This window comes from Cellulomonas sp. WB94, from assembly GCF_003115775.1.
Taxonomy (GTDB): Bacteria; Actinomycetota; Actinomycetes; order Actinomycetales; family Cellulomonadaceae; genus Cellulomonas_A.
The window spans coordinates 2,410,664-2,434,697 of the sequence record NZ_QEES01000002.1; the positions used below are offsets into that span (position 1 = coordinate 2,410,664).

Here is a 24,034-nt window from a genome sequence, read left to right on the forward strand (position 1 = left end):
GGGACAACCCACCGAGGAGAGTTTCTGTGAAGAAGGACATCCACCCCGCGTACGTGGTGACCCAGGTCACCTGCACGTGCGGGAACACGTTCACCACGCGGTCGACCCAGAAGTCGGGCGAGATCCGTGCCGACGTCTGCAGCGCCTGCCACCCGTTCTACACGGGCAAGCAGAAGATCCTTGACACCGGTGGCCGTGTGGCCCGGTTCGAGGCGCGCTACGGCAAGAAGACGACCGCCGCCAGCTAGCAACTCGACAGCGCCGGTGCCCGGCGGACGGCTGCCCTCCATGGCAGCGTCCGCAGGGCGCCGGCGCTGTTCGCTTGTCTGCAGGCACCCGAAGCACCCCGCAGCACCTGGACCCTGGAGGTCCCCCGCATGAGCAACCCGTTCGCCGCGGCGGAGCCGTTGCTCGCCGAGCACGCCATGATCGAGAGCCAGCTGTCCGCTCCTGAGGTGCACGCCGACGCCGCGCGCGCACGCAAGCTCGGTCGCCGGTACGCCGAGCTGGGCCAGGTCGTCGCGGCCTACCGCACGTGGCGGGCTGCCTCCGACGACGTCGAGGACGCCACGGAGCTCGCCGAGGCCGACCCGGCGTTCGCCGCGGAGCTGCCGAGCTTGCAGGACGCCGCCGACCAGGCGGCCGAGCGGTTGCGACGCGTCCTGGTCCCGCGTGATCCCGACGACGGCCGCGACGTGATCCTCGAGATCAAGGCGGGGGAGGGCGGCGAGGAGTCGGCGCTGTTCGCCGGTGACCTGCTGCGCATGTACCTGCGGTATGCGGAGCGGCGGGGCTGGAGCACGGAGATCATCGAGTCGACCGGGTCCGACCTCGGCGGCTACAAGGACGTGCACGTCGCCGTGAAGTCGCGCGGCACGCTCGCCGATGCCGCGCAAGGTGTCTGGGCGAGCCTGAAGTACGAGGGTGGGGTCCACCGCGTGCAGCGGGTGCCCGTCACGGAGTCGCAGGGGCGCATCCACACGTCGGCCGCCGGCGTGCTCGTCCTGCCCGAGCCCGAGGACGACGCCGAGGTCGCCATCGACCAGAACGACCTGCGGATCGACGTGTACCGGTCGTCGGGACCCGGCGGGCAGTCGGTCAACACGACCGACTCGGCCGTCCGCATCACGCACCTGCCGACCGGCATCACGGTGTCGATGCAGAACGAGAAGTCCCAGCTGCAGAACCGGGAGCAGGGGATGCGCGTGCTTCGCGCGCGGCTGCTCGCGGCCAGGCAGGAGGAGGCCGCCGCGGCGGCGAGCCAGGCGCGCCGCTCGCAGGTGCGCACGGTCGACCGCTCCGAGCGGATCCGCACCTACAACTACCCCGAGAACCGCATCGCTGACCACCGCACGGGCTACAAGGCGTACAACCTCGACGCCGTGCTCGACGGCGACCTGGACCCGGTCGTGCGGTCGGCGATCGACGCCGACGAGGCCGCCCAGCTGGCCGCCGCGAACGCATGACCGGCGGGCCGCTGGCCGAGGCGCTGCGCGCGGCCGAGGTGCTGCTCGCAGGCGCGGGTGTCCCGAGCCCCCGGGTCGACGCCGAGCTGCTCGCCGCGCACCTCATGGGCATCGAGGCGGGGACGACCGTCAGCCGTGGGCAGGTCCAGGCGGCGGCGGTCCTCGGTCGTCCCGCTCCCGACGGTCTCGGCGAGCTCGTGGTCCGACGCGCGGCGCGCGAACCGCTCCAGCACCTGACGGGCCGCGCACCGTTCCGCGGCCTCGAGCTCGCGGTCGGACCGGGTGTCTTCGTGCCGCGCCCCGAGACCGAGCAGGTCGCCGAGGTGGCGATCGCCGAGGCGCACGCCGTCGTTGTGCGAGCGGGGACGGTCCTCGTGGCCGACCTGTGCACGGGCTCGGGCGCGATCGCGCTCGCGCTGGCGCACGAGGTGCCCGCCGCCGTGGTGCACGCCGTCGAGCTGGACCGGGTTGCGCACGAGTGGGCAGCGCGCAACGTGGCCGGGTCCGGGCTCGAGGTGCGCCTCGTCCGCGGGGATGCGCGCACGGCGCTCGGCGAGCTCGACGGGACGGTCGACGTCGTGGTGTCGAACCCGCCGTACGTGCCGACCGGCGCGATCCCCGTCGACCCGGAGGTCGCGAAGCACGACCCGGCCGTCGCGCTGTACGGCCTGGGCCAGGACGGGCTCGAGGTACCGCGGGGCATCGCTGCGGCCGCCGCCCGGTTGCTGCGAGCGGGCGGGCTGTTCGTGATGGAGCACGCCGAGGTGCAGGCCGACGCGGCACGCGACCTCGTGCGGTCGACCGGGGCGTTCGACGACGTCCGGACCCTTCCCGACCTCACGGGGCGCGCGCGCATGGTCGTCGCTCGGCGCAGCCGCGTCGCGAGCCCGGTCCCGACCCCTCCCGGCACCGATGGCCCCGCCCGCGGGGACGTCGTGGGAGACTCGCACGCGTGAGCCTCATCCGGATCAAGGACGCCACGGACCCCGCGACCTGGGGCCCCGCGATCGACGAGGCGGTGCACGCGATCTCGCGCGGCGACCTCGTGGTATTCCCGACCGACACGGTCTACGGGATCGCCGCCGACGCGTTCACCCCGTCCGCGGTCCAGGCGCTCCTCGACGCGAAGGGCCGCGGCCGCCAGATGCCGCCGCCCGTGCTGATGCCCGACGCGCGCACCCTGGACGGGCTCGCGACGGACGTGCCGGACTCCGCGCGTGCTCTCGCCGAGGCGTTCTGGCCCGGTGGCCTCACGCTCATCGTGCGCGCGCAGCCGTCGCTCGCGTGGGATCTGGGCGAGACCTACGGCACCGTCGCGCTGCGCGTGCCGGACCACCCGGTCGCGCTCGCGCTGCTGCGTCGCACGGGTCCGCTCGCGGTGTCGAGCGCGAACCGCACAGGCCGCGCCGCGGGCCGCACGGTCGAGGAGGCCTACACCCAGCTCGGCGCGTCCGTCCCGATCTTCCTCGACGGCGGTGAGATCCCCGGCGGCGTCGCATCGACGATCGTCGACGCGACCGGCGACGTGCTGCGCATCGTGCGGCCCGGCGCGATCTCTCTCGAGGCCTTGCGGGCCGTGGCTCCGGTCGAGGACGTCGCGCCTGACGGCGCTGCTCCGGACGACAACGCTCCCGACGACACCGCTCCCAACGACGCCGCTCCCAACGACGCCGCGCCGGACGTCGCACGACCTGTGCCGGGTGACCTCGACCGGTGAGGGTCTATCTGCTCGTCATGGCCATCGCGGCCGCGGTGACGTACCTGCTCACGCCGCTGGCGCGCTGGATCGCGCTGCGCTCGGGCGCGATCACAGCGTTGCGGGACCGTGACGTGCACACGATCCCCACGCCGCGCCTCGGCGGCCTCGCGATGCTCGCGGGCATGCTCGCTGCCCTGGCCATGGCGTCGAGGCTCCCGTTCCTGAGCGGGGTCTTCACGAACCCTCGGCCGGTGTGGGGCGTCGTCGGTGGTGCGACGCTCGTCTGCCTGCTCGGGGTCGCCGACGACATCTGGGACCTCGACTGGGTCACCAAGCTCATGGGGCAGGTGCTCGCGGCCGGCTTCATGGCCTGGAACGGCATCCAGCTCTTCCAGCTGCCGATCGCCGGCGTGCTCCTCGGCTCGCAGCGGATGTGGCTCGCGCTCACGGTCCTCACGGTCGTCGTGGCCATGAACGCGGTGAACTTCGTCGACGGCCTCGACGGGCTCGCAGCCGGGGTGGTCGCGATCGGTGGAGCGGCGTTCTTCCTCTACTCCTACCTCCTCACCCGCGGCGCGAGCCCAGGGGACTACTCGAGCTTCGCGACGCTCACCCTGGCGGTGCTCGTCGGTGCGTGCCTCGGGTTCCTGCCGCACAACCTCTACCCCGCACGCATCTTCATGGGCGACTCCGGGTCGATGCTGCTCGGGCTCGTCATCGCCGCGGCGGCCATCACCGTCACCGGGCAGATCGACGTGACCGTCGTGCTCCCGCGCCAGCAGATCCCGGCGTTCATCCCGATCCTGCTGCCGCTCGCCGTCCTGGTGCTCCCGCTCCTCGACATGGTGCTGGCTGTCGTCAGGCGCGTCGGAGCCGGTCGGTCACCGTTCCACCCCGACCGTATGCACCTGCACCACCGGCTGCTCGCGCTCGGTCACTCGCACCGACGCGCCGTGGCGATCATGTACGTGTGGACCGCCGTCTTCGCGTTCGGCGGTGCAGCGCTGGTGGTCGTCTCGACGACTGTCGCGTTCGTGGCTCTCGGTGTCGGCGTCGTCGTCGCCGTCCTGCTCACGCTCGGCCCCCTGCGCGGCGCACGCGTCGCCCCCGTCACCCCGGAGACCGTCAGATGACCACCGAACCACGCCAGTCCGCAGCCCAGCCCGTCCCGTCGTCGGCGGCCGCCGCGGTCTTCCGGCGCGCGCTGCGGGACATGCTCGTGCTCCTGGCCGCGCTCGCGGTCCTCGGCGTGGGGGCCGGCGCCCTCGTGGCCGGCCGGCCCGGGGTGTGGGGTGCCCTCATCGGTGTGGGCCTCGCGCTGGTGTTCTCGGGGACGACGATCATCTCGATGCTCGTCACGGCGCGCGCGAGCGTGCAGCAGCTCGCGGCGGTCGTCCTGGGGGCGTGGCTGGGCAAGGTCCTCGTCGTGATCGTCGTCCTCGCGCTCATCCAGGACCGTGACTTCTACGACAAGCCGGTGCTCGCTGTGGTGCTCCTCGTCGGGGTCGTCGGGTCGGCGGTCCTCGACTACCGGGCCGTCAGCCGGGGGCGTGTTCCGTACGTCGAACCGGGCGTCCAGCAGGCCGGAGGCGGTCCGGTGCAGGGCGGGGCATAGGTTAGGCTCTCACTCACATCCATGACCGCCAGGTGACGACGGCGTGCCCGCAGTGACGCGGTCGTGCGGCACCGCTGACGACTCGGAGAACGCACTGTCCAGCCTTGCGATGATCGTGCCCTTTGCCACTGGTGACGGCGGCGGCTTCCACGCGCCGACGATCGGCGACATCTTCCCGGGACCGGTCCTTTTCGACGGCACGGTCTTCGAGATCAACCGGCTGCAGATCGTGCGCTTCATCGCCGCGGCGGCGCTGATCGTGATCTTCGTGATCGCCGCGCGTCGCGCCACGCTCGTCCCGGGACGGTTCCAGAACGTTGTCGAGATGATCCTCGACTTCGTCCGTGTGAACGTCGCCGAGGAGATCCTCGGCAAGGAGAAGGCACCGAAGTTCGTCGCCCTCTTGACGACCATGTTCTGCGCGATCCTCATGTTCAACCTGATGGGGATCGTCCCCGGCCTGAACGTCGCGGCCACGGCGCTGATCGGGCTGCCCCTCATGCTCGCGGCCTGGACGTATGTGTCCTACCTGAGCGCCGGCGTCCGCGAGCTGGGTCTTGGTGGCTTCCTCAAGAACAGCCTCTTCCCCCCGGGCGTGCCGCCGTTCCTCTACGTGCTGCTCACCCCGGTCGAGTTCCTGCAGGTGTTCGTCATCCGGCCGGCGACGCTCGCGCTCCGGTTGATGGCCAACATGGTGTCTGGCCACCTCATGCTGGCGCTCTGCTTCTCGGCGACGCAGTACTTCATCTTCGAGGCCGTTCCCGCGATGAAGGGCTTCGGCGCACTGACATTCGCCGGCGGTTTCATCTTCACTCTCTTCGAGGTGTTCGTCGCGACCCTCCAGGCGTACATCTTCGTGATCCTCACGGCGGTCTACATCAACCTGTCGGTCTCGAAGGAGCACTGAGTCCCACCCCGTCGGGGGCCGCACGGTCCCCGACCACGAACTGACGTTCGGCCGCCCGGCCGACGTCGAACGGAAGGAACGAGTCACCGTGGCACTTGCGGAAACCACCACCGTCCTCGCCGAGGTCTCGGGCAACATCGCGACCATCGGTTACGGCCTTGCGGTGCTCGGCCCGGGCATCGGCCTCGGCATCCTCATCGGCAAGACCGTCGAGGGCATCGCGCGTCAGCCCGAGGTCGCCGGCCAGCTGCGCACCACCATGTTCATCGGTATCGGCTTCGTCGAGGTCCTCGGCCTCCTCGGCCTGATCACCGGGTTCCTGTTCAAGTGATCGCCGCCGCGCTGTCCGCGGCAGTCCTCACGGCCGCGGAGACGACAGGGGAGCCCGACGGGCTCGCGCTGCTCATTCCCGAGCCCTACGACATCCTCTGGTCGACGGTCGTCCTGGCAGTCATCGCCTTCTCGTTCTACCGGTTCGTCCTGCCGAAGTTCCAGGCCGTGCTCGACGAGCGGACCGCGCTGATCCAGGGCGGCATCGCCAAGGCCGAGTCGGCTCAGGCGGAGGCCGCGATCGCACTCGCCGCGTACCACCAGCAGCTCCAGGACGCCCGCACCGAGGCGGCCCGGATCCGTGAGGACGCCCGCGCCGAGGGCAGCCAGATCCTCGCGGAGCACAGGACCAAGGCGAACGAGGAGGCCGCGCGCCTCGTCGAGACGGCGCACAAGCAGATCGAGGCGGAGCGCCAGCAGGCGTCCGTGTCGCTGCGTGCGGACGTCGGCTCGCTCGCGACCCAGCTCGCGTCGAAGATCGTCGGGGAGTCGCTCGAGGACTCCGCACGTCAGTCGCGCGTCGTCGACCGCTTCCTCGACGAGCTCGAGGCCAGCACCACGACGAACGCCGGTAAGGGGAACTGATGCGCGGCACGAGTCGGGCGTCGCTGCAGTCGGCCCGGGACCGGTTCGAGCCGGTCCTGACCGCTGCGGGCGTGGGGGCGCTGACGTTGGGCCAGGAGCTCTTCGCCTTCGTCGACGCCCTGGACTCCTCCGCGTCGTTGCGTCGCACGCTCACCGACCCGTCGGTCGACGCCGACGCGAAGGGCGCCCTTGCCGCGCGTCTGCTGACGGCCGCCGACCCACGCACGGTCGAGCTGGTGCGTGACCTCGTCGGCGCGCGCTGGTCGACCGACGGCGACCTGGGCGACGCGGCCGAGGAGCTCGCGTTCCACGCGGTGCTCGCGTCCGCCGAGAACGACGGCGGCCTGCAGAAGGTCGAAGAGGAGCTGTTCCGGATCACGCGGGCCCTCGCCGGGCAGCGCGAGCTGCGCCGTGGGCTGTACGAGCCGCGGATCCGGGCAGCCGGACGAGTGGCCCTGGTCGACGGGCTCCTCGGCGGTCAGGGCACAGCAGCGACGCAGGTCGTGGCCCGGCGCGCGGCCGCTGCTCCTCGCGGTCGCCGCTACGTCGCGACGCTCGGCTACGTCGGCGACCTCGTCGCTGACCGCCGCAGCCGGCAGGTCGCGACCGTGACGTCCGCGACGGACCTGAGTCCCGCCCAACGCGATCGCCTCCTCGACGTGCTCGCTGCGACCTATGGTCGTGCGATCCAGCTCAACGTCATCGTGGCGCCCGACGTGGTCGGTGGGCTGCGGGTCCAGGTCGGCCCCGACGTGATCGACTCGACCGTCTTCGCCCGCCTTGCCGATGCTCGACGACAACTTGCCAGCTGACGCGCCGCGCGCCGCGCGCGACGTCCCACGAACACGTTTGACCGTACGCACCGCGTGCGCCACGACAGGAGAAGAGCAATGGCTGAGCTGACGATCCGGCCGGAGGACATCCGCGCTGCGCTGGACAGCTTCGTGAAGTCCTACGAGCCGACCCGAGCTGTCTCCGAGGAGGTGGGCCGTGTCAGCCTCGCCGGCGACGGCATCGCCCAGGTCGAAGGCCTGCCGGGCGCGATGGCCAACGAGCTGCTGCGCTTCGAGGACGGCACGCTCGGCCTCGCGCTGAACCTCGACGTCCGCGAGATCGGCGTCGTCGTCCTCGGTGAGTTCACCGGCATCGAGGAGGGCCAGGAGGTCCGCCGGACCGGCGAGGTCCTCTCGGTCCCCGTCGGTGACGGCTACCTCGGACGGGTCGTCGACCCGCTCGGCCACCCGATCGACGGGCTCGGCGACGTCGAGACCCACAGCCGTCGTGCGCTCGAGCTGCAGGCTCCCGGCGTCATGGACCGCAAGAGCGTCCACGAGCCGCTGCAGACCGGCCTCAAGGCCATCGACGCGATGATCCCGATCGGTCGCGGCCAGCGCCAGCTCATCATCGGCGACCGCCAGACCGGCAAGACCGCGATCGCGATCGACACGATCATCAACCAGAAGGCCAACTGGGCGACGGGCGACCCCCAGAAGCAGGTCCGCTGCATCTACGTCGCGATCGGCCAGAAGGGCTCGACGATCGCGGCCGTGCGTGCCTCGCTCGAGGAGGCCGGAGCGCTCGAGTACACGACGATCGTCGCGGCCCCCGCGTCCGACCCTGCCGGCTTCAAGTACCTCGCGCCGTACACGGGCTCGGCCATCGGCCAGCACTGGATGTACGAGGGCAAGCACGTCCTCATCGTCTTCGACGACCTGTCCAAGCAGGCCGAGGCCTACCGCGCCGTGTCGCTGCTGCTGCGGCGCCCGCCGGGCCGCGAGGCGTACCCCGGTGACGTCTTCTACCTGCACTCCCGCCTGCTCGAGCGTTGTGCCAAGCTCTCGGACGCGCTCGGCGCGGGTTCCATGACGGGCCTTCCCGTCATCGAGACCAAGGCGAACGACGTCTCGGCGTACATCCCGACGAACGTCATCTCGATCACCGACGGCCAGATCTTCCTGCAGTCGGACCTGTTCAACGCCGACCAGCGGCCGGCCGTGGACGTCGGCATCTCGGTCTCGCGCGTCGGCGGCGCGGCCCAGGTCAAGGCCATGAAGCAGGTCTCCGGGACGCTCAAGCTCGACCTCGCGCAGTTCCGCTCGCTCGAGGCCTTCGCGATGTTCGCCTCGGACCTCGATGCCGCCTCCCGCGCGCAGCTGACCCGTGGTGCACGCCTCATGGAGCTGCTGAAGCAGGGCCAGTTCAACCCGTACCCGGTCGAGGACCAGGTCGCGGCGATCTGGGCGGGCACCAAGGGCAAGCTCGACGACGTCCCGATCGCCGACGTCCGGCGCTTCGAGACCGAGCTCCTCGACCACCTGCGGCGCAACAGCGACGTGCTGACGACGATCGAGTCGTCGGGCAAGCTCGAGGCCGACACCGAGGCGGCACTGGGCGCGGCGGTCGACGACTTCCGCAACGGCTTCCTCAAGGGTGACGGGTCGCCGCTCGTCGGTGGCGACGTCGCCGACGAGGCGGTCGAGATCGACCAGGAGCAGATCGTCCGGCAGAAGAAGGCCTGAGGATGGCCGGAACCCAGCGCGTCTACAAGCAGCGCATCAAGTCGACCCAGGCGCTGAAGAAGATGTTCCGCGCCCAGGAGCTGATCGCTGCGTCGCGGATCGGACGTGCACGCGATCGCATGCACCACGCGACCCCGGCGTCGCGGGCGATCACGCACGCCGTCTCGGCGCTCGCCACGCACTCGACCGTGTCGCACCCGCTGCTCTCGCAGCGCAGCGACACGAACCGCGTCGCGGTGCTGCTGGTGGCGTCCGACCGCGGGATGGCGGGCGCGTACTCCGCGAGCGCCATCCGCGAGGCCGAGCGCCTGGTCGAGCGGCTCGAGGCCGCCGGCAAGGAGGTCGCGCTGTACGTGTTCGGGCGCCGCGCGGTCTCGTACTACTCGTTCCGTCGTCGCGCGCTGACCGGCCAGTGGACCGGCGGGTCGGACGCCCCGGACGTCGAGGTGGCCGACGAGATCGCAGGCGTCCTGCTCGAGGCCTTCCAGGCACCCGCTGACGAGGGCGGCGTGGGCGAGCTGCACGTCGTCTACACGCAGTTCGTCAACATGGTGACGCAGCGCCCCCGCGTCATCCGGATGCTGCCGCTCGAGGTCGTCGAGGGCGTCGCGCCGGTGGGCACGAACGAGGTGCTCCCGCTCTACGAGTTCGAACCGAGCCCCGAGGCCGTGCTCGACTCGCTGCTCCCGCGCTACGTGCGCAGCCGCATCTACTCCTGCATGCTGCAGGCGGCGGCGTCCGAGCTCGCGGCCCGGCAGCGAGCCATGCACACAGCGACCGACAATGCTGAAGAGCTCATCCGCCTGTACACGAGGCTGGCGAACCAGGCACGTCAGTCCGAGATCACCCAGGAGATCAGCGAGATCGTGTCGGGCGCCGACGCACTCGCCTCCTGACCCCAGCACGCGCAGCAGCACCGCACGACCCAGACCACGCCGGAGTCCGCTCCGGTCGAGCGAAGCGAGGCAGGACATGACCGCCACCACCGTCGACGGCACGCCGACCGAGTCGGGCACGCCCGGAGTCGGCCGCGTCGCCCGGGTGATCGGCCCCGTCGTGGACATCGAGTTCCCGTCGGACCAGATCCCCGAGATGTACAACGCCCTCACGGTCAACATCGACCTGTCGTCGCAGGGCGAGGACGAGAAGTCCTTCACCATGACGCTCGAGGTCGCCCAGCACCTCGGCGACTCGCTCGTGCGGGCGATCGCGCTCAAGCCGACGGACGGCCTCGTGCGCGGCGCCCTCGTGACGGACACCGGCGCGCCGATCAGCGTCCCGGTCGGGGACATCACCAAGGGACACGTCTTCAACGTGACCGGTGACGTGCTCAACCTGGCCCCGGGCGAGAAGCTCGAGATCACCGAGCGCTGGCCGATCCACCGCAAGCCGCCGGCCTTCGACCAGCTCGAGTCCAAGACTCAGATGTTCGAGACGGGCATCAAGGTCATCGACCTGCTGACGCCGTACGTGCTCGGCGGCAAGATCGGCCTCTTCGGCGGTGCGGGCGTCGGCAAGACGGTCCTCATCCAGGAGATGATCCAGCGCGTCGCGCAGGACCACGGCGGCGTCTCGGTGTTCGCCGGCGTCGGTGAGCGCACCCGTGAGGGCAACGACCTCATCGTCGAGATGGAGGAGGCGGGGGTCTTCGACAAGACGGCGCTCGTCTTCGGGCAGATGGACGAGCCGCCGGGCACGCGTCTGCGCGTCGCGCTGTCGGCCCTGACGATGGCGGAGTACTTCCGCGACGTGCAGAAGCAGGACGTGCTGCTGTTCATCGACAACATCTTCCGGTTCACGCAGGCGGGCTCCGAGGTCTCGACGCTGCTCGGCCGGATGCCGTCCGCGGTCGGCTACCAGCCGAACCTCGCCGACGAGATGGGCCAGCTCCAGGAGCGCATCACCTCGACGCGCGGGCACTCGATCACGTCGCTCCAGGCGATCTACGTCCCCGCCGACGACTACACCGACCCCGCACCGGCGACGACGTTCGCGCACCTCGACGCGACCACGGAGCTGAGCCGTGAGATCGCCTCGCGCGGCCTGTACCCGGCCGTCGACCCGCTCGCGTCCAAGAGCCGCATCCTCGACCCGCGGTACGTGGGCCAGGCGCACTACGACACGGCGACGCGCGTGAAGTCGATCCTGCAGCGCAACAAGGAGCTCCAGGACATCATCGCGATCCTCGGGGTCGACGAGCTGTCCGAGGAGGACAAGACCGTCGTGGCCCGGGCCCGCCGCATCCAGCAGTTCCTCTCGCAGAACACCTACATGGCCGAGAAGTTCACCGGTGTCGTCGGCTCGACGGTCCCCGTCGCGGAGACGGTCGAGGCGTTCGGCAAGATCGCGGACGGCGAGTTCGACCACATGGCCGAGCAGGCGTTCTTCAACATCGGCGGCCTCGAGGACCTCGAGCGCAACTGGGCGCGGATCCAGAAGGAGTACGGGGTCTGACCCCGTAGGTCCTCGATCCCGTCCCGGAACCCGCGTTCCGGCAATCCCTAAGGAGTCCCGCATGGCTGACCTCGAGGTCGACCTGGTCGCTGCTGACGGCAAGATCTGGTCGGGTCGCGCCCGGCTCGTGAGTGCGCCCGCCGCCGACGGCGAGATCGGCATCCTTGTGGGCCACACGCCCGTGCTGACGGTCCTGCGACGCGGCGAGCTGCGCGTGAAGACGTCGGACGGCGAGGCGCTGCGATGGATGGTCGACGGCGGGTTCCTGTCCGTCGACTCCGACCAGGTGACGGTCGTGGTGGACTCGGTCGAGGCCGCCACGGACACCGCCGCGCACTGACGGTCCGGCCGTGACGGGTGCTCATGCTGCGCTCGTGCTCGGTGCTGTCGTGCTGCTGGTGCTCGGCGTGCTGGCCCTGGGCGCGTCGCGGGTGCGGACGCTGTCGCATCGCGTCGGTTCGTTCGAGTGCGCGTTCAGCCGTGCGACCGACCCGAACGCACCGTGGATCGCCGGGATCGGCCAGTACGGCGCTGAGAGCCTGTACTGGTGGCGCTGGTGGTCGCTGGCCCCGCGTCCGACCCGGTCGTGGCTGCGGTCGGGCATGCTCGTCCTCGAGCACCACGCGGTCGCGGACGCGCGTGGCTACGAGGGGCAGCTCGTGGTGCGTTGTCGGACCGACGACGACGCGTTCGACCTGCTGATGTCCGCCGAGGCGTATGCAGGACTGGCGTCATGGCTCGAGGCCGCGCCGCCGGCAGCCCGTCACGTCATCTGACGGACACGTCATCTGAAGGACACGTCATCTGAAGGAGGGGTCGATGCGGCTCGTCGTCGCCCGGTGCTCCGCCCGCTACTCCGGGCGCCTCAACGCCCACCTCCCGTTGGCGACCCGGCTCGTGCTCGTGAAGGCCGACGGCAGCGTGCTGCTGCACTCGGACGGCGGGTCCTACAAGCCGCTCAACTGGATGAGCCCGCCGTGCACGCTGGCCATCGGTTCGCCCGATGACGACGCTACCGAGCGCGGCGCCGCCGAGGTCTGGACGGTGCAGCACACCAAGAGCGACGACCGGCTCGTCATCGAGGTCCACGAGGTGCTGCACGACTCGGCGCACGAGCTCGGGGTCGACCCGGGCCTGGTGAAGGACGGGGTCGAGGCGCACCTCCAGGAGCTGCTCGCGGCTCAGATCGGGGCGCTCGGGGCCGGGCACACGCTGGTCCGTCGTGAGTTCCCGACGGCCATCGGTCCTGTCGACATCCTTGCCCGCGACGCGGACGGCGTAGCGGTGGCCGTCGAGATCAAGCGCCGCGGGGACATCGACGGGGTCGAGCAGCTGACCCGTTACCTCGAGCTGCTGAACCGGGACCCGCATCTCGCGCCGGTGCGCGGGGTGTTCGCCGCCCAGGAGATCAAGCCGCAGGCCAGGGTACTCGCGACCGACCGCGGCATCCTGTGCCTCGTCCTGGACTACGACGCGATGCGCGGCGTCGACGACGTGGACTCGCGCCTCTTCTGAGGGCGGTGCGCGGCGCTCTGGCGACTGCGGGCTCCGGGACTGTGACCGAACGGTGACACTCCGCAACTTGACTTGCGCGCGTCTTCAGGCGCATGCTCGAATCATCGAAGCGCTTCGATGAACGCTTCGGCCGGGACACCGTCGCCCCGCCAGGCAATCGAGCCAGGTGCTGGGGGACCCCCACCGGACTGATGTTTCCATCGAGTGGAGCCCTCCCCGGGTCGCCCTCTCGAACCGCATGACACGATCGAATACTCAATGAGGAGGACGAAGATGGTGCGTTTCAGCAAGCGCCTGGGACTGGTCGCCGCGATCGCGGCGCTCCCGCTCGCGTTGACGGCCTGCAGCGGGGGCAGCTCGTCGGAGACCTCGGCGGAGGCGACCTCCGGCGCCACGACCCTCAAGCTGTGGCACTACGAGGGCGCCGACAGCGCGATGGGCAAGGCCTGGAACGAGTCGATCAAGGTCTTCGAGACCGAGCACCCGGGCGTCAAGGTCGAGTTCGAGCAGAAGGCGTTCGAGCAGATCCAGCAGACCGCGGGCATGGTGCTCAGCTCGGACCAGGGCCCCGACATCATGGAGTACAACAAGGGCAACGCGACCGCAGGCCTGCTCGCCTCGCAGGGGCTCCTCACGGACCTGACGGACGTGGCCAAGACGCGCGGCTGGGACACCAAGCTCGCCTCCAGCCTGCAGACGACAGCGCGCTACGACGACAAGGGCGTCATGGGGTCGGGCAGCTGGTACGGCGTCCCGAACTACGGCGAGTTCGTCACGGTCTACTACAACAAGGCCATGTTCGCGGCGAACAACATCGCCGTGCCCACGTCCTTCGCCGAGTTCACGGCAGCCCTCGACACCTTCAAGAACGCTGGGGTCACGCCCCTCGCGATGGCCGGCGCGGAATACCCCGCGGGTCAGCTCTACTACGAGCTCGCGCTCAGCAAGGCCGACCGCAGCTTCGTCGACTCGTACCAGATGTACAAGGGCAAGGTCGACTTCCAGGCCGACCCGCTGAAGTACGGTGCCGAGACGTTCGACCAGTGGGTCAGGAAGGGCTACATCGCGACGGACTCCGCGAGCCTCAAGGCTGAGGACGCAGGTCTGAGCTTCATCAACGGCACCTCGCCGATCTTCGTCTCCGGCAGCTGGTGGTACGGCCGGTTCACGACGGACATCACGGGCTTCGACTGGGGCGTCTTCAACTTCCCGGGCAACAAGCTCAACGCGGGCTCGTCGGGCAACATCTGGGTGGTCCCGGCGAAGTCGAAGGCGAAGGACCTCGCGTACGACTTCATCGACATCACGATGCGGCCCGAGATCCAGGCGATCCTCGGCAACAATGGCGGGCTCCCGGTCGCCGCGACAGCCTCGGACATCACCGACCCGAAGAGCCAGGAGCTCATCACGGCGTTCAACGACGTGCTGGACAACGACGGTCTCGCGTTCTACCCGGACTGGCCCGTCCCTGGCTACTACGACGTGCTGGTCGCCGGCTTCCAGTCGCTGATCAACCAGTCGAAGTCGCCGCAGGACGTGCTCACGGAGATCGGCACCGCCTACGACGACGGCGTCGCCAACGCGGGCTGACACCGCACCTGTGCATGCGGGTGGCGCCGACTCCTGGGGTCGGCGCCACCCGCGCAGCCGCACGCGAGCAGCACCTGAGACCCGATCGGGAGGGACGAGCGACATGACGACAGCGGTGCAGGCGCCGACACAGGCGTCCGGCGCGACAGCGCGCCGACGGCGCAAGCGGACGGGACAGCTCAGCTACTGGCCCTACCTGCTGCCCGGCGGGATCTTGTTCGTCGGGGTGATCCTCGTCCCGTTCGTCATGAACCTCTACTTCAGCATGACGAAGTGGGCCGGCATCGGTGACCCGAAGTGGGTCGGGCTCAAGAACTACTCACGGCTCCTCCAGGACGACACGTTCTGGCTGTCATTCCGCAACTCCATAGCGATGATCGTGGCCATGGTCGTCATCCCGACCATCCTCGGCCTGCTCCTCGCCTCGGTGCTCTTCGACTACCTGGGACGCCGGTTCCCCGGCCGGGTCGCCAGTACCTTGCGGGCGACCTACTACCTCCCGCAGATCCTGCCCGTTGCCGTCGCCGGCATCCTGTGGGGCTGGATCCTCAACCCCCAGACCGGCGCCCTGAACGTGATCCTGCGCCGAATCGGCCTCGACTCGCTCGCGCTCAACTGGCTGGGCGACACGAAGACCGCCCTGCCGACCGTCATGCTGGTCATGATCTGGGTGCAGATCGGCTACCCGGTGGTCATCTTCATGGCGGCGCTCCAGCGGGTCGACCCCGAGCTGTACGAGGCCGCCGAGCTCGACGGTGCCGGGTGGATGGACCGGTTCCGGGCGATCACCCTGCCGCAGATCAAGCCGGAGACGTTCGTCGTGACGCTGACGTGCACGATCGCGGCGCTCAAGGTCTTCGGCCCGATCTACGTGCTCACCAAGGGTGGCCCGGAGAACACGACGAACGTGCCGTCGTACTTCTCGTACCAGAACTTCTTCCCCAAGTCCCAGGTCGGCTACGGTGCGGCGATCGCGACCGTCCTGACCCTCATCGTCATCGTCGTCGCCGCCGTGTTCATGCGGGCGCAAGCGGCGAGCGAGCGCAAGGAGGGCCGCTGACATGGCTGCCGACGTCCTCGTCCTGGACCCTGCGGGTCCGTCACCGGTCGCCGCACGCCGACCGCGCGACCGGTTCCACCGTGGCGCGCTGCGCTGGGTCGTCCTGGCCCTGACGGTGCTCGTCGCGCTCGCCATGATGGTGCCGTTCGTGATCATGGTCCTCAACGCGTTCAAGTCGCCCGCCGAGTACTCCGCCAACGGTCCGCTGAGCCTGCCCAGCAAGCTGTACACCGACGGTCTCGTGAACTTCTGGAACCGCGTCAACTTCCCGGAGAAGCTCGTCAACTCGATCGTCATCAGCGGCGCGGTCGCTCTGCTCGGGACGGTGGTGTCGTTGCTCAACGCGTACGCGCTGGGCATCGGGCGCGTCCGCGGCCGGCTGTGGATCGTCGCGATCTTCCTGTTCGCGAACATGCTGCCGCAGGAGGCGCTGATCTACCCGCTCTACTACCTCGCGAAGGCGACCGGGCTCTACAACAACCAGCTGTCGGTGATCATCATCTTCACGGTCATCCAGAGCGCGTTCGGGACCTACCTGCTGTCGTCGGTGTTCGGGACGTTCCCGCCGTCGATCCTCGAGGCCGCGGCGCTCGACGGCGCGAGCCGCTGGCAGGTCCTGTGGCGCGTCGTCTTCCCGATCAGCCGTCCGACGCTGTCGGTGCTGGTCATCTTCTTCTTCATCTGGACGTGGAACGAGTTCTTCATCCCGCTCGTCATGCTCATCGACAACCGCACCCAGACGATCCCGGTGGCGCTCGCGTCGCTGCAGGGCGACCGCCTCATGGACGCACCGACGATCAACGCCGGCTCGCTCATCAGCCTGCTGCCGGCGGTCATCTTCTTCCTGATCTTCCAGCGCACGCTCACCCGGGGGATCACGGCCGGTGCGGTGAAGTAGCGGGACGGCGAGTCGGTGACGTCGGCTCGGAGAGCCGCGGTCGACCGATCGAGCGGCTCAGTCCAGCATTGCCGTGCTCTGGCGTTCGGTCAGGACCGGGAGCAGCAGGCGCGTCTCGGCCGGTTGTTCGCCCTCGACCCGAGCCATCGCCATCTCCACGGCAACGCGTCCGATCACATGTGCAGGGATGTCCACCGAGGTGAGGGGGAGCGGTTGTCCGACGGCGACGTCTTCCGGGCACACGGCGACGAGGGAGATGTCGTCGGGAACGCGGCGGCCGCGTTCGCGCAGCGTCGCGATGACGGCCGGCAGCGCGACCTCGTTGTGCACCACGAGTGCGGTGACGTCGGGCATGCTCGCGAGGACCTCGTCGACGGCGGCGATCGCTCCTGTGTGCGACGACTCGCAGGACACGGCGACCGAGACGAGGGCGAGCTCCCGGGACTCGGCCGTGAACCCCCGCAGCATGCGGTCCGCGTAGGACGTGTGGCGCTCGAGGACGGCCCGGGGCGAACCGAGCAGGGCGATCCGCCGGTGCCCGAGCCGCGCAAGGTGCCTCACCGCGACCCGTCCCGCGGCGTCGAAGTCGAGGTCGACGCACGACAAGCCCGCGGAGTCGCGGGGCAGGCCGATCAGCACGGCCGGCTGGCGCAGCCCGACCAGGACGGGGACGCGAGGGTCGTCGGCCTCGATGTCCATCATGATCAGCGCGTCGACCATCGAGCCGTCGGCGACGCGTTCGAGCCCGGTGGCGTCGTCCTGCGTGAGAAGCAGCACGTCGTGGTCGAAGGTTCGGGCGGCCGTGACGACGCCGGTCACGAACTGCATGATGACGCTGACGTTCACGTCGACCCGCAGCGGCGCCATGAGCCCGATGACATTCGTGCGGCTCGACGCGAGTGCGCGTGCGCCGGCATGCGGCCGGTAGGCCAGGTCGCGGATGCTGCGCTCGACGCGGAGGCGCGTTGCCGCGGAGATGGGGCGCTTTCCGGAGAGCACGTACGAGACCGTCGAGGTCGACACCCCAGCCGCTCGCGCCACGTCGTCGATCGTTGCCACCGTGCGCCTGTCTGCTCGGTCGTGCGTCCGGCCGGGTGGCCGCCGCCTGGCGCGTCGGGGCGCCTCCGCGCCTACCTTAGCGCCGAGAATGGCCCCGAGAGGGACCAGCGTGGTGCGCGACAGATCGATTCGACGCGCAAGCGGTTCGACGGCCAAGTGGGGGATCCGATGCCCACTTTCATGGGACTCCGTCCTGGACATGATCGAGCGGGACGCTCTAGGATGTCGAAACGCTTCGACGATGAGATGAGCGAACAGCGGGAGCCATGGCGCGTGCTGCCCCTGCACAGCTTCACTGCCGATCCGCGCACCGTCGTGCTGGCCGGCATGCATCGAGACCTGCTCACAGGTACTGACACCACGGGCGCGGTCGACCTCGGACCCGAGGACGCCATCGCGCTGATCGAGAGGACGTCATGAAGTTCAACGATGGCTACTGGCAGGTTCTGCCCGGCGTCACGATCCTGCGGCCCCAGGCGGTCGACGACGTGGTCGTGGAGCCGGAGTCCCTCACGGTGTACGCCGCGACCGGGCCGCTCGAGAAGCGGGGTGACACCCTGAACCGTCCGCTCGTGACGGTGTCCTTCCACTCGCCCATGGAGGACGTCGTCGGGGTGACGATCGAGCACTTCCAGGGTGGTGTGAACCGGGGCCCGAGGTTCGAGCTCGCGGCCGGCTCGGCCGACGTCATGGTGTCTGGACCCGACCGCACGGGTGAACCGGTCGCGACGTTCCGTTCGGGTGCGCTGACGGCGCGGGTCGCGACCGAGGGCGAGTGGAACGTGGACTTCGTGACGGGCGACCGCCAGCTGACGACGTCGACCTCCCGCAGCGTCGGCGTGATCACGGACGCCGCCGGACGACACTTCGTGCGCGAGCAGCTGACGCTCGGTGTCGGCGAGCACGTCTACGGGCTGGGCGAGCGGTTCGGCGCGTTCGTGAAGAACGGCCAGACGGTCGACATCTGGAACGCAGACGGCGGCACAGCGTCGGACCAGGCCTACAAGAACGTCCCGTTCTACCTGACCGACGCCGGGTACGGCGTGTTCGTCGACCAGCCTGAGAAGGTCTCGTTCGAGGTCGGCACCGAGGTGGTGTCCCGGGCACAGTTCAGCGTCGAGGGTCAGTCCTTGCGCTACTACGTCATCTACGGCCCCACCCCGAAGGACATCCTGCGCAAGCTCACGGCGCTGACCGGACGACCTGCTCGCGTGCCGGAGTGGTCCTACGGGCTGTGGCTGTCGACCTCGTTCACGACCGACTACGACGAGACCACGGTCACGAGCTTCATCGACGGCATGGCCGAGCGTGACCTGCCGCTGTCGGTGTTCCACTTCGACTGCTTCTGGATGCGCCGGTTCCACTGGTGCGACTTCGTGTGGGACCCCGCGACGTTCCCGGACCCCGAGGGCATGCTGGCCCGGCTCAAGGCCAAGGGCCTGAAGATCTGCGTGTGGATCAATCCCTACATCGCCCAGCGCTCGGCGCTGTTCGCGGAGGGGCGCGAGCTGGGCTACCTCGTCAAGAACCCGGACGGCTCTGTCTGGCAGTGGAACCTCTGGCAGGCCGGCATGGGCCTCGTCGACTTCACCAACCCGGACGCGACCGCCTGGTACCAGGGCAAGCTCAAGGGTCTGCTCGACATGGGCGTCGACGCGTTCAAGACCGACTTCGGCGAGCGGATCCCCACGGACGTCGTCTGGCACGACGGCTCCGACCCCGCGGGGATGCACAACTACTACACGCACCTGTACAACAAGGCCGTCTTCGAGCTGCTCGAGGAGGAGAAGGGCGAGGGCGAAGCGGTGCTGTTCGCTCGCTCCGCGACAGCCGGCGGCCAGCAGTTCCCGGTGCACTGGGGCGGCGACTGCGAGTCGACGTTCGTGTCGATGGCCGAGTCGCTGCGCGGCGGGCTCTCCCTCGCGATGTCGGGCTTCGGCTACTGGAGCCACGACATCGGCGGCTTCGAGGGCACTCCCGACCCCGCGGTGTTCAAGCGGTGGCTGGCGTTCGGCCTGCTGTCCTCGCACAGCCGGCTGCACGGCTCGGACTCCTACCGGGTGCCGTGGGCGTTCGACGAGGAGGCGGTCGACGTCACGCGCCTCTTCACCAAGCTCAAGCTGTCGCTCATGCCGTACCTCGCGCGCGTCGGCGGCGAGGCGCACACCGCGGGGGCGCCGGTCATGCGGCCGATGATTCTCGAGTTCCCGGGCGACCGGGGGACAGCGGGGATCGACACGCAGTACATGCTCGGCGACGCGCTGCTCGTCGCGCCCGTGTTCAACGCGGTGGGTGACGTGTCGTTCTACGTGCCCGAGGGCACCTGGACGCACCTCCTGACAGGCGAGCGCCTGACGGGTCCGCGCTGGGTCAACGAGCGTCACGGCTTCGACTCGCTGCCGCTGCTGGTCCGGCCGGGCACGGTGCTCCCGGTGGGTGCGCGGACGGACCGCCCCGACTACGACTACGTCGACGGTGTCACGTTGCAGCTCTTCGAGATCCCCGACGGGCACCGGTCGGTCACGACGGTCCCGCGGCCGGGGGGCGCCGAGGGCGCGACGTTCACGGTCGAGCGCGACGGCGACCGCATCAGGGTCGACGCGTCCGGCGCGACCTGCCCCTGGTCGGTGCGTGTCATCGGTGGCGCCGAGGTGCGCGCAGCGGCCGGTCAGTCGTCGGTCGAGGTCGCCGTCTGAGGAAGCTTCGCGCGGTCGCCGCGCGTCGCTGCACGGCTCGGGTCGGGACCTCGCGGGTCGGGCCCGAGCCGTGTATCGTATCGATTCGATACGCAGTGGGCCGCCGTGCCGCACCCGGCGCCCGTCACACCCTGACCCATCACGAAGGACTGACCGATGACGACAGCGCGCCCCTCCGGACGCCAGTTCCCCGCCGACTTCCTCTGGGGCTCGGCGACCGCCTCGTACCAGGTCGAGGGCGCCGTCGACGAGGACGGTCGCGGGCAGTCGATCTGGGACACGTTCTCCGCGACTCCCGGCAAGGTCCTCAACGGCGACTCCGGCGCGGTGGCGGCGGACCACTACCACCGCATGGTCGACGACGTGGCCCTCATGAAGCGGATCGGGTTGCACGCGTACCGGTTCTCGCTCGCCTGGCCGCGGATCCAGCCCACGGGCTCGGGTGCCTTCAACCCGAAGGGCCTCGACTTCTACTCCCGCCTCGTGGACCAGCTCGGCGACGCCGGCATCGACCCGGTCGTCACGCTCTACCACTGGGACCTCCCGCAGGCGCTCGAGGACGCGGGTGGCTGGCCGGCGCGTGACACCGCGTACCGGTTCGCGGACTACGCGGCCAAGGCGGCCGAGGTGCTCGGTGACCGGGTGAAGATCTGGACGACCCTCAACGAGCCGTGGTGCTCGGCCTACCTCGGCTACGCAGCCGGCGTGCACGCCCCCGGCCGCGAGAACCACGCCGACTCCCTCGCCGCCGTGCACCACCTCAACCTCGCGCACGGCCTCGCGGGGAGCGCCGTCCGCGACGTCGTCGGACCGGACGCCCAGATCTCGATCACGCTCAACCTGCACGTGACCCGCGCGGCGTCCGACTCGCCGGCGGACCTCGACGCGAAGCGTCGGATCGACGGGCTCGCCAACGGGGTCTTCCTCGGTCCGCTGCTCGACGGTGCCTATCCCGCGGACGTCATCGCAGACACCGCGTCGGTCACCGACTGGTCGTTCGTGCAGCCGGGCGACCTCGACCTCATCTCGATCCCGCTCGACGTCCTCGGGGTGAACTACTACGCGACCGGTCTCGTGCGGAAGTCGGACGCCGTGCGCGTGCCGGGCGACGGCACACCGGGGCCCGACGGCCACAAGTCCTCAGCCCTGAGCGCCTGGCCCGCGACCGACGACATCGAGTGGCTCCCGCTGCCCGGCCCGCACACCGCGATGGGCTGGAACATCGAGCCGGAGGGCCTCACCGAGCTCCTCGTCGACCTCCACACCACCTACCCGGGCCTGCCCCTCGTCGTCACCGAGAACGGCGCCGCGTTCCACGACGAGGTGTCGCCGGACGGTCGCGTGCACGACCTCGACCGCGTGGCCTACCTGCACGACCACATCGACGCGGTCGGGGAGGCCATCGACCACGGCGCCGACGTGCGCGGCTACTTCGTGTGGTCGCTCATGGACAACTTCGAGTGGGCGTACGGCTACGACCGCCGGTTCGGCATCGTGCGCGTCGACTACGACACGCTCGAGCGCACGCCGAAGGACTCGGCGCACTGGTACGCCGAGCTCATCCGCGCCCACGCGATCCCGACGATCGAGTCGGCCGCGAGCCTGGGCTGAGCCTCCGCCGCGCGAGCCATCGGGGGAGGATGGGCACCATGCCGAGCAGCCGGAGGTCGACGAAGCGCCCGTACGGCGTCGAGCCTGTGCCGCTCGACGTGGATCGCGCGCGGGGCGGGCGCAGCAGCGAGACCGGTCCGGGCGGCGACTGGACCGTGCAACGCGTGCCCGGCTCTGACCGCGAGTACCGGTGCCCAGGGTGCGACCAGCTCATCGCACCGGGGACGGCGCACGTCGTCGCCTGGGCGTCCGACGGGCTGTTCGGCGCCGAGGCGGCGCTCGCCGACCGGCGCCACTGGCACGTCGCGTGCTGGGCGGCACGCGACCGTCGGCGGCCCGCTCGGTAGGCTCGAGCCTGATGAGCACCCCACGGACGCACCCCCACGCACGGCCGGCCGGCGGCGCCGAGATCAGGTCGCTGACGGTCCTTCCCGCTTGTCGCGACGACGTCGAGCTGCACACCGCCGACGGTCTGACGCTGGTCGGTGAGCTCGCTCGACCGCTCGGCGCCGACGGCGGCCCCGCGCGGCCGGCCGCGACGCTCGTGACCCTCCACCCGCTGCCGACGCACGGCGGCTTCATGGACTCCCACGTGCTGCGCAAGGCCTCGTGGCGCCTTCCCGCGCTCGCCGACCTGGCCGTGCTGCGCTTCAACACCCGCGGGACCGCGAGCCCGCGGGGGACGAGCGAAGGCACGTTCGACGGTGGCGACGCGGAGCGGTTCGACGTGCACGCCGCGATCGAGTTCGCCGAGTTCCACGACCTCCCGCGTCGCTGGCTCGTCGGCTGGTCGTTCGGGACCGAGCTCGCCCTCATGCACGGCCGTGACCCGGGCATCGAGGGAGCGATCCTCCTGTCGCCGCCGCTGCACCGCGCGACCGACGCCGACCTGGACGCGTGGGACGCGTTCGGCAAGCCCCTCGTCGTCCTCGTTCCCGAGCTCGACGACTACCTGCGACCGGAGCAGGCGCGTGCCCGCTTCGCACGGGTCCGGCACGCGGAGGTGATCGGGGTCGACGGAGCGAAGCACCTGTGGGTGGGGGAGCCCGCCGTCCGACGCGTGCTCGACGAGATCGTCGGACACGTCCTGCCCGGCCACCCGCTGCCGCTGCCCACCCACTGGTCGGGAACCGTCACCGACCCGGCCGAGGAGTCCGCATGACACCCACGACCCGACTCGACGTCCTGACCTACCGCACGGGCCCCTCCGATCTGCTGCCGCTGGTGCTCCTGCACGCCTTCCCGCTCGACTCGCGGATGTGGGACGACATGGCACCGCTCGTCGCCGGTGCGCGCACCGTGCTCGCCGTCGACCTCCCGGGCCTCGGCCGCTCGGCAGGACTGGGGACGTCAGCCCCGTCGCTCGATGATGCGGCCGACGCGGTCGCGCAGACCCTGACGGCGGTCGGCCTGGAGCGGGCGATCGTCGTCGGGCTGTCGATGGGCGGGTACGTGGCGCTGGCGCTGCTCGACCGCCACCCGGCGCTCGTCGCCGGTCTGGGCCTGCTCGACACGCGATCGACCGCGGACGACGACGCGGCGCGCGCGAACAGGCTTCGGGTCGCGGCGGAGCTCGAGTCGTCGGGGACCGTGGACGCCGTGCGTCCGATGGCGACGGCACTCCTCGGGGAGTCGAGCCGGACGTTGCACCCCGAGCTCGTCGACCGTGTGGGCGCCCTCATCGGGCAGCAGTCGGCGGCCGGCGTCGCGTGGTCCCAGCGGGCCATGGCCGCTCGCCCCGACCGCACCGCCGTGCTGCACCAGTTCGAGGGGCCGGCGCTCGTCCTGGTGGGTGACGAGGATGTCGCGGCGCCGGTCGCCGCGGCCGAGCACATGGTGGCGGCGCTTGCCGCATCGCAGCTCGTCGTCGTCCCGCATGCCGGCCACCTGACCGCGATCGAGGACCCGGACGCTGTGGCCGACGCGATCAGCGAGCTCGCCGGTCGGGCCGACGTGGAGGACCAGCGCGCCCGGAGCTGACGCCCGGGAGCGCCCGGGAGCCTTGCCGTGGAGCTCGGCCTAGGAGCTCG

At 70.3% G+C, this 24,034-nt stretch carries 26 protein-coding genes; 25 read left to right on the top strand and 1 reads right to left on the bottom strand.

Translation table 11 applies throughout. The annotated features are described in order from the left end of the window. Window positions 1-26: 26 nt before the first annotated feature. The 19 genes from rpmE to DDP54_RS12385 all read left to right on the top strand — a co-directional run bounded on the left by rpmE (window position 27) and on the right by DDP54_RS12385 (window position 16,638). Window positions 27-248 (top strand): 50S ribosomal protein L31, encoded by a 222-nt coding sequence (rpmE, locus tag DDP54_RS12295; protein WP_109131978.1) that lies wholly within the window; start codon window positions 27-29, stop codon window positions 246-248. Between the two features lie 129 nt (window positions 249-377). Continuing rightward, the gene (prfA, locus tag DDP54_RS12300) at window positions 378-1,466 is read left to right on the top strand and encodes a peptide chain release factor 1 (RefSeq protein WP_109131979.1); all 1,089 of its coding nucleotides are present in this window, start codon (window positions 378-380) and stop codon (window positions 1,464-1,466) included. Beyond that, window positions 1,463-2,422, top strand: coding sequence for a peptide chain release factor N(5)-glutamine methyltransferase (prmC, locus tag DDP54_RS12305; protein ID WP_109131980.1), 960 nt, complete (start codon window positions 1,463-1,465; stop codon window positions 2,420-2,422). The genes prfA and prmC overlap by 4 nt, the downstream gene beginning before the upstream one ends. Further along, window positions 2,419-3,183, top strand: coding sequence for an L-threonylcarbamoyladenylate synthase (locus tag DDP54_RS12310; RefSeq protein ID WP_109131981.1), 765 nt, complete (start codon window positions 2,419-2,421; stop codon window positions 3,181-3,183). Before prmC ends, DDP54_RS12310 begins: the two co-directional genes overlap by 4 nt. Next, the gene (locus DDP54_RS12315; RefSeq protein ID WP_109131982.1) at window positions 3,180-4,298 is read left to right on the top strand and encodes an MraY family glycosyltransferase; all 1,119 of its coding nucleotides are present in this window, start codon (window positions 3,180-3,182) and stop codon (window positions 4,296-4,298) included. Before DDP54_RS12310 ends, DDP54_RS12315 begins: the two co-directional genes overlap by 4 nt. Then, window positions 4,295-4,780 (top strand): hypothetical protein, encoded by a 486-nt coding sequence (locus tag DDP54_RS12320; RefSeq protein ID WP_109131983.1) that lies wholly within the window; start codon window positions 4,295-4,297, stop codon window positions 4,778-4,780. The genes DDP54_RS12315 and DDP54_RS12320 overlap by 4 nt, the downstream gene beginning before the upstream one ends. Window positions 4,781-4,823: 43 nt before the next feature. Continuing rightward, window positions 4,824-5,687, top strand: coding sequence for a F0F1 ATP synthase subunit A (gene atpB / locus DDP54_RS12325; protein ID WP_347338516.1), 864 nt, complete (start codon window positions 4,824-4,826; stop codon window positions 5,685-5,687). A gap of 88 nt (window positions 5,688-5,775) precedes the next feature. Beyond that, window positions 5,776-6,018: an ATP synthase F0 subunit C gene (gene atpE, locus DDP54_RS12330; RefSeq protein WP_109131984.1), complete on the top strand. Its 243-nt coding sequence runs from the start codon at window positions 5,776-5,778 to the stop codon at window positions 6,016-6,018. Next, window positions 6,015-6,602 carry a F0F1 ATP synthase subunit B gene (locus DDP54_RS12335; RefSeq protein WP_109131985.1) on the top strand — a complete coding sequence of 196 codons (588 nt, stop codon included), beginning with the start codon at window positions 6,015-6,017 and terminating at the stop codon, window positions 6,600-6,602. Before atpE ends, DDP54_RS12335 begins: the two co-directional genes overlap by 4 nt. Next, window positions 6,602-7,414 carry a F0F1 ATP synthase subunit delta gene (locus DDP54_RS12340; RefSeq protein WP_109131986.1) on the top strand — a complete coding sequence of 271 codons (813 nt, stop codon included), beginning with the start codon at window positions 6,602-6,604 and terminating at the stop codon, window positions 7,412-7,414. Before DDP54_RS12335 ends, DDP54_RS12340 begins: the two co-directional genes overlap by 1 nt. A gap of 78 nt (window positions 7,415-7,492) precedes the next feature. Further along, window positions 7,493-9,121, top strand: a complete 1,629-nt coding sequence (gene atpA / locus DDP54_RS12345; protein ID WP_109131987.1) for a F0F1 ATP synthase subunit alpha — start codon at window positions 7,493-7,495, stop codon at window positions 9,119-9,121. 2 nt (window positions 9,122-9,123) lie between these two features. Then, window positions 9,124-10,017 carry a F0F1 ATP synthase subunit gamma gene (locus DDP54_RS12350; RefSeq protein ID WP_109131988.1) on the top strand — a complete coding sequence of 298 codons (894 nt, stop codon included), beginning with the start codon at window positions 9,124-9,126 and terminating at the stop codon, window positions 10,015-10,017. A 76-nt stretch (window positions 10,018-10,093) separates the two neighbouring features. Beyond that, the gene (atpD, locus tag DDP54_RS12355) at window positions 10,094-11,575 is read left to right on the top strand and encodes a F0F1 ATP synthase subunit beta (protein WP_109131989.1); all 1,482 of its coding nucleotides are present in this window, start codon (window positions 10,094-10,096) and stop codon (window positions 11,573-11,575) included. 61 nt (window positions 11,576-11,636) lie between these two features. Beyond that, entirely contained in the window at window positions 11,637-11,915 is a 279-nt protein-coding gene (locus DDP54_RS12360) for a F0F1 ATP synthase subunit epsilon (protein ID WP_109131990.1), read from the top strand. A gap of 10 nt (window positions 11,916-11,925) precedes the next feature. Then, window positions 11,926-12,351, top strand: a complete 426-nt coding sequence (locus DDP54_RS12365; protein ID WP_242448384.1) for a DUF2550 domain-containing protein — start codon at window positions 11,926-11,928, stop codon at window positions 12,349-12,351. Window positions 12,352-12,394: 43 nt separating this feature from the next. Then, the gene (gene nucS / locus DDP54_RS12370; RefSeq protein ID WP_109131991.1) at window positions 12,395-13,090 is read left to right on the top strand and encodes an endonuclease NucS; all 696 of its coding nucleotides are present in this window, start codon (window positions 12,395-12,397) and stop codon (window positions 13,088-13,090) included. Between the two features lie 273 nt (window positions 13,091-13,363). Further along, entirely contained in the window at window positions 13,364-14,680 is a 1,317-nt protein-coding gene (locus DDP54_RS12375; RefSeq protein WP_109131992.1) for an extracellular solute-binding protein, read from the top strand. Between the two features lie 103 nt (window positions 14,681-14,783). Continuing rightward, window positions 14,784-15,740, top strand: a complete 957-nt coding sequence (locus DDP54_RS12380; protein ID WP_109131993.1) for a sugar ABC transporter permease — start codon at window positions 14,784-14,786, stop codon at window positions 15,738-15,740. Window position 15,741: 1 nt separating this feature from the next. Beyond that, complete coding sequence (locus DDP54_RS12385; protein ID WP_109131994.1) at window positions 15,742-16,638, top strand: carbohydrate ABC transporter permease; 897 nt, start codon at window positions 15,742-15,744, stop codon at window positions 16,636-16,638. A gap of 57 nt (window positions 16,639-16,695) precedes the next feature. Here DDP54_RS12385 and DDP54_RS12390 read toward each other — a convergent pair whose 3' ends face one another. Then, window positions 16,696-17,697, bottom strand: coding sequence for a LacI family DNA-binding transcriptional regulator (locus DDP54_RS12390; RefSeq protein WP_109131995.1), 1,002 nt, complete (start codon window positions 17,695-17,697; stop codon window positions 16,696-16,698). 222 nt (window positions 17,698-17,919) lie between these two features. On the opposite strand from DDP54_RS12390, the gene DDP54_RS18000 reads away from it, so the two are divergent. From DDP54_RS18000 to DDP54_RS12415, 6 genes are all read left to right on the top strand, one after another. Continuing rightward, complete coding sequence (locus DDP54_RS18000) at window positions 17,920-18,117, top strand: hypothetical protein (RefSeq protein ID WP_146192427.1); 198 nt, start codon at window positions 17,920-17,922, stop codon at window positions 18,115-18,117. Then, window positions 18,114-20,393 (top strand): alpha-xylosidase, encoded by a 2,280-nt coding sequence (gene yicI / locus DDP54_RS12395; RefSeq protein ID WP_109131996.1) that lies wholly within the window; start codon window positions 18,114-18,116, stop codon window positions 20,391-20,393. The genes DDP54_RS18000 and yicI overlap by 4 nt, the downstream gene beginning before the upstream one ends. Before the next feature lie 156 nt (window positions 20,394-20,549). Then, window positions 20,550-22,004, top strand: a complete 1,455-nt coding sequence (locus tag DDP54_RS12400) for a beta-glucosidase (RefSeq protein ID WP_109131997.1) — start codon at window positions 20,550-20,552, stop codon at window positions 22,002-22,004. Window positions 22,005-22,042: 38 nt separating this feature from the next. Continuing rightward, the gene (locus DDP54_RS12405; protein ID WP_109131998.1) at window positions 22,043-22,351 is read left to right on the top strand and encodes a hypothetical protein; all 309 of its coding nucleotides are present in this window, start codon (window positions 22,043-22,045) and stop codon (window positions 22,349-22,351) included. 11 nt (window positions 22,352-22,362) lie between these two features. Beyond that, a complete protein-coding gene (locus tag DDP54_RS12410; RefSeq protein ID WP_109132575.1) occupies window positions 22,363-23,166 on the top strand; it encodes an alpha/beta hydrolase in 804 nt (267 codons plus the stop codon). Next, window positions 23,163-23,984: an alpha/beta hydrolase gene (locus DDP54_RS12415; protein WP_109131999.1), complete on the top strand. Its 822-nt coding sequence runs from the start codon at window positions 23,163-23,165 to the stop codon at window positions 23,982-23,984. Before DDP54_RS12410 ends, DDP54_RS12415 begins: the two co-directional genes overlap by 4 nt. Window positions 23,985-24,034: the final 50 nt, after the last annotated feature.